The 4,448-nt window shown below is 67.2% G+C and carries 6 protein-coding genes; 4 read left to right on the top strand and 2 right to left on the bottom strand.

Annotation, left to right across the window (positions count from 1 at the left end):
• The first annotated feature begins 128 nt into the window (after nucleotides 1-128).
• From ybgC to tolA, 4 genes are all read left to right on the top strand, one after another.
• Nucleotides 129-560 (top strand): tol-pal system-associated acyl-CoA thioesterase, encoded by a 432-nt coding sequence (gene ybgC / locus PMI14_RS32350; RefSeq protein WP_007861829.1) that lies wholly within the window; start codon nucleotides 129-131, stop codon nucleotides 558-560.
• Nucleotides 557-1,261, top strand: a complete 705-nt coding sequence (gene tolQ / locus PMI14_RS32345; protein ID WP_007861827.1) for a protein TolQ — start codon at nucleotides 557-559, stop codon at nucleotides 1,259-1,261. Before ybgC ends, tolQ begins: the two co-directional genes overlap by 4 nt.
• 19 nt (nucleotides 1,262-1,280) lie before the next feature.
• The gene (locus PMI14_RS32340) at nucleotides 1,281-1,703 is read left to right on the top strand and encodes a biopolymer transporter ExbD (RefSeq protein ID WP_007861825.1); all 423 of its coding nucleotides are present in this window, start codon (nucleotides 1,281-1,283) and stop codon (nucleotides 1,701-1,703) included.
• 130 nt (nucleotides 1,704-1,833) lie between these two features.
• Complete coding sequence (gene tolA, locus PMI14_RS32335) at nucleotides 1,834-2,820, top strand: cell envelope integrity protein TolA (RefSeq protein WP_007861823.1); 987 nt, start codon at nucleotides 1,834-1,836, stop codon at nucleotides 2,818-2,820.
• Between the two features lie 70 nt (nucleotides 2,821-2,890).
• On the opposite strand, the gene PMI14_RS32330 is transcribed toward tolA, so the two are convergent.
• Nucleotides 2,891-3,865 carry a tripartite tricarboxylate transporter substrate binding protein gene (locus PMI14_RS32330; RefSeq protein ID WP_007861821.1) on the bottom strand — a complete coding sequence of 325 codons (975 nt, stop codon included), beginning with the start codon at nucleotides 3,863-3,865 and terminating at the stop codon, nucleotides 2,891-2,893.
• A gap of 66 nt (nucleotides 3,866-3,931) precedes the next feature.
• Nucleotides 3,932-4,448, bottom strand: a 517-nt coding sequence (locus PMI14_RS32325) for a dihydrodipicolinate synthase family protein (RefSeq protein ID WP_007861813.1), incomplete at its 5' end; no start/stop codon positions are given.

Here is a 4,448-nt window from a genome sequence, read left to right as displayed (position 1 = left end):
GGGGGTCGCCTTTTCTTTGCCCACTTTCTTTTGGCGACGCAAAAGAAAGTGGGTGCGCCGCCGGGCGCACATCCCGGCTCCCGTCCTGTGCAAAAGCATGCAGCGACCACTACACAAGAGGCAAGCAAATGGCTTTTGAATTCCCAATCAGGATCTATTGGGAAGACACCGACGCGGGCGGAATAGTCTTCTACGCCAACTACCTCAAATTCTTCGAACGCGCCCGCACCGAATGGCTCCGCTCCCTCGGCATCGGCCAACAACAACTCAGGGAACAAACCGGCGGCATGTTTGTCGTAACCCACAGCCAGGTCCGCTACCTGCGGCCAGCCAGGCTCGACGATGAACTCATTGTTACCGCCCAGCTGCAGGAGGCAGGCCGCGCATCGTTGACAATACTGCAGCGAGCGCTCCTGAAACCAGAGCAGCCAATGACCGACAATGCGTCCGCGTTGCTGCTCAGTGAAGGCACCATCCGCATCGGCTGGGTGGACGCCGCCACCCTCAGGCCCGCAAGAATACCGAGCACCCTTCTGGAACAACTCTCAACAAACACATGAATTCCCAAAACATGTCCATCCTCAGCCTGGTGCTGCAGGCCAGCTGGGTGGTGCAACTCGTCATGGCGCTGCTGCTGGCCGTCTCGGTCGCCAGCTGGGCCGCCATCTTCCGCAAGCTGTTCGCGCTCAAGCGCATCAAGTCGCTCAACGACGACTTCGAGCGCGATTTCTGGTCCGGCACCAGCCTGAACGACCTGTTCGCCAGCGCCGCGCAGAACGCCAAGAACGCCGGCCCCATGGAACGCATCTTCGCCAGCGGCATGCGCGAGTACCAGAAACTGCGCGAGCGCCGCATCACCGATGCCGGCACCCTGATGGACGGCGCACGCCGCGCCATGCGCGCCAGCTTCCAGCGCGAGATGGACGTGGTCGAATCCAGCCTGTCCTTCCTGGCCACCGTGGGCTCGGTATCGCCCTACGTGGGCCTGTTCGGCACGGTGTGGGGCATCATGCACGCCTTCACCGGCTTTGCCGGCATGGAGCAGGTGACCCTGGCCACCGTGGCCCCGGGCATTGCCGAGGCGCTGGTGGCCACCGCCATCGGCCTGTTCGCCGCCATCCCGGCCGTGATCGCCTACAACCGCTTTGCCCGCGACATCGACCGCGTGGCCACGCACCAGGAGACCTTCATCGAGGAATTCTCCAACATCCTGCAGCGCAACCTGGGCGCGCAACAGCCCACCTCGGCCTCCGGCCACTGAGAACAGGAAGGGAGCCCGCATGCCCGCCATGGCGTCCCGCGGCCGAGGCCGCCGCACCATCAACGAGATCAACATGGTCCCGTTCATCGACGTGATGCTGGTGCTGCTCATCATCTTCATGGTGACCGCGCCCATGCTCACCCCCGGCATGGTCGACGTGCCCAGCGTGGGCAAGGCCCGCAACCTGCCCAAGGTGGTCGCCCAGATCGTCGTGAACAAGGACGGCTCGCTGCAGCTCAAGACCCCCGAGGCCACGCGCAGCATGAGCCAGCGCGAGATCGGCGAGGCCGCGCTGCGCTGGCAGAAGAACCAGACCAGGGAGACGGCGGTCATCATCACGGCCGACAAGGGCGTGATGTACGACAACGTGGTCAAGGCCATGGACGCCCTGCAGAAGGCGGGCGTCCAGCGCGTGGGGCTGTCCGTCAAGCAGGGCGGCTAGCAAGCCAGGCAGACAACGCTTTGGGCGCCTGGCACGTTGTGTGTATGCGCTGCCAGCGGTAGACAAGCCACTGACGCCCATTTCATCCCTCCACGGAACCGACGACCCTGCAAAGCGCTCCACCCCTTCCATGCACGCCCAAGACGACCGCGACCAGTTTGCGCCCCCCGCCCCCCCTGCCCGCCTGCGAGCCATCTCGCTGGCGGTGCTGGTGCACCTGGCGCTGATCGGCGCACTCACCTGGGGCGTGAACTGGAAGGCCAGCTCCGACCAGCCCGCCGTGCAGGCCGAGCTGTGGTCTGCCGTACCCCAGCAGGCCGCGCCACCCGAGGTGACGCCGCCCACGCCACCCACCCCGCCCACGCCACCCGAGCCACGGCCCGTTCCCACACCCGCGCCGCCGCCGCCGCCCCCCCCACCGCCGCCGCGTGCCGTGGAGCCCGACACGCGCGAAGCTGACATCGCCATCGAGCGCGAGAAAAAGCGCCTGGAGCAGGAAAAAAAAGCCCGCGCCGAGAAGCTCGAACGCGAAAAGCGCGAGCGTGAGCGCAAGGAAGACGAGCGCGAGGAACGCCTCGAAAAGGAAAAGAAGGAAAAGCTCGCCGAGCAGAAGAAGGCCGAGCAGGAAAAGGACAAGCAAAAGAAGCTGGCCGAGGAAAAGCGCAAGGCCGAAGAGGCCAAGGATGCAAGGGAAGCCAAGGAAGCAGCCGCCAAGAAGCAACAGCGCGCCGAGGCCGAAGCCAAGCAGCTGGCCGCCCAGCGCGAGGCCAACCTGCGCCGCATGCAAGGCCTGGCGGGCTCCGAAGGCAACGAGAAGTCCACCGGCAATGACTTACGCAGCGCGGGCCCCTCGGGCAGCTACGGCGGCCGCGTGGCCGCCAAGGTCAAGCCCAACATCGTCTACCCCGACGCTATCTCGGGCAACCCGCGCGCCGAGGTCGAGGTGCGCCTGGCGCCCGACGGCACCATCGTCGGCAAGCGCTTGGTGCAGTCCAGCGGCAACAAGGCCTGGGACGACGCCGTGCTGCGCGCCCTGGACAAGACCGAGACCCTGCCGCGCGACGTGGACGGCCGCGTGCCGGCCTCGCTGACCATCGGGTTCCGGCCGCAGGACTGACCCCGGCGCCAGAGAACGCTTCGGGCCGCGCGCAAGGCGCTGGCGCTCGGGCCGCGATGCGGTCGCCGTTCTACTCCGGCTGGATCCCCGCCGCCTTGATGATCTTGCCCCAGCGTGCCAGTTCACCGATCTGGAACTTCGCCAGTTCTTCCGGGCCCATGAAGGATGCCTCCTGGCCGGTCTGCTCGATCACCTGGCGCACCGCCGGCGTGGCCAGGGCATCGCGCACCAGGCTGCTCAACCGGTGGACCACGGGCGCAGGCGTTCCGGCGGGCGCATACAGCGCATTCCAGTAGCCGAACTCGTAGCCCGGCAGCGACTCGCCGATGGCCGGCACGTCGGGGACCAGCGGCGAGCGGCGCGCACTGCTCACGCCCAGGGCGCGCAGCTTGCCGGCCTTCACCTGCGGCAGGCTGGTGGTCAGGTCCACAATCATCAGGTCGATCTGTCCGCCCACCAGGTCCATCACGGCCGGTGGGTTGGCCTTGTAGGGCACGAAATTGAACTGGGTGCCGGTCGACTGCTGGAACAGCTCGGTGGCCACCTGGGCCGACGAACTGCCCGAGCCGTAGTTGAGCTTGCCGGGCGAGGCCTTGGCCAGCGCCACCAGCTCGGCCACGTTGCTGGCCCTGACCTGGGGGTTCACCACCAGCGCCAGGTAGCCGCGCGCCAGCAGCGAGACGGGCGCGAAATCCTTGATCGGGTCGTAGGCGATCTTCTTGAGCAGGTGGGGATTGGCCGACTGCGTGGTGTTGGTCGTCATGAATACGGTGTAGCCGTCGGGCTGGGCGCGTGCGACGTACTGCGCGGCGATGCTGCCGAACGCTCCGGCCCGGTTGTCCACGACCACGGCCTGGCCCGTGGCCTTGGCCATTTCCGCGGCCACGCTGCGGGCCAGGCCGTCGGTGGCACTGCCCGGCGTGGAGCCGATCACGATGGTGATGGGCTTGGCCGGAAAAGCCTGGGCCAGCACACCGGTGCTGAACAGGGCGGCGGTGAGGGGAGCGAGCGCGGCGAGCGCCAGCACAGAGCGGCGAAATGGCATGTTTGTCATCCTGATTATTGGTTTGGGGTCGCAGAGAGAAGCCTGGAGAGAAACGGTGAGGCCAGGTCAGCGCAGCAGATTCCAGCCTGCCAGCAAGGCGCCCAGCTCCTGCTGCTGCCGCTCGGTGAGCGGCCAGGCCGAGGGCGGGCGCGTGGCGCCGCAGGAGTTGCCCATCAGCTGCAGCGCGGCCTTGACCACGGTGACGTTGGTGCCGTTGTTCTCCTGCGCACGCAGTTCCTCGAAAGGCAGCATCTCGCCGATCAGGCGCATCGCCCGCGCGTGGTCGCCGGCTTCCAGCGCCTGGAAGATGGCCACCGACCGCTCGGGCAGCACGTTGATCAGCCCCGACGTGAAACCGCGCGCACCCACCGCGTAGAACGGCGGCGCCCACACCTCGGCCAGGCCGCAGACCCAGGCCAGGTTGCAGTCTTCCACGCGGCGCATGGCCTGTGCCAGCAGCAGCGGCGTGGGCGACGCCCACTTGACCCCCATCACCTCGGGGATGCGGCACAGCGCCTCCACGGCGGCGAGGCCGATGTTCTCGTTGCGCAGGTACAGCACCAGCGGCAGGCCGCCGCCCGCC

The organism is Acidovorax sp. CF316, assembly GCF_000276605.1.
Classification (GTDB): domain Bacteria; phylum Pseudomonadota; class Gammaproteobacteria; order Burkholderiales; family Burkholderiaceae_C; genus Acidovorax.
This window is presented reverse-complemented; position numbering and strand designations above follow the sequence as displayed.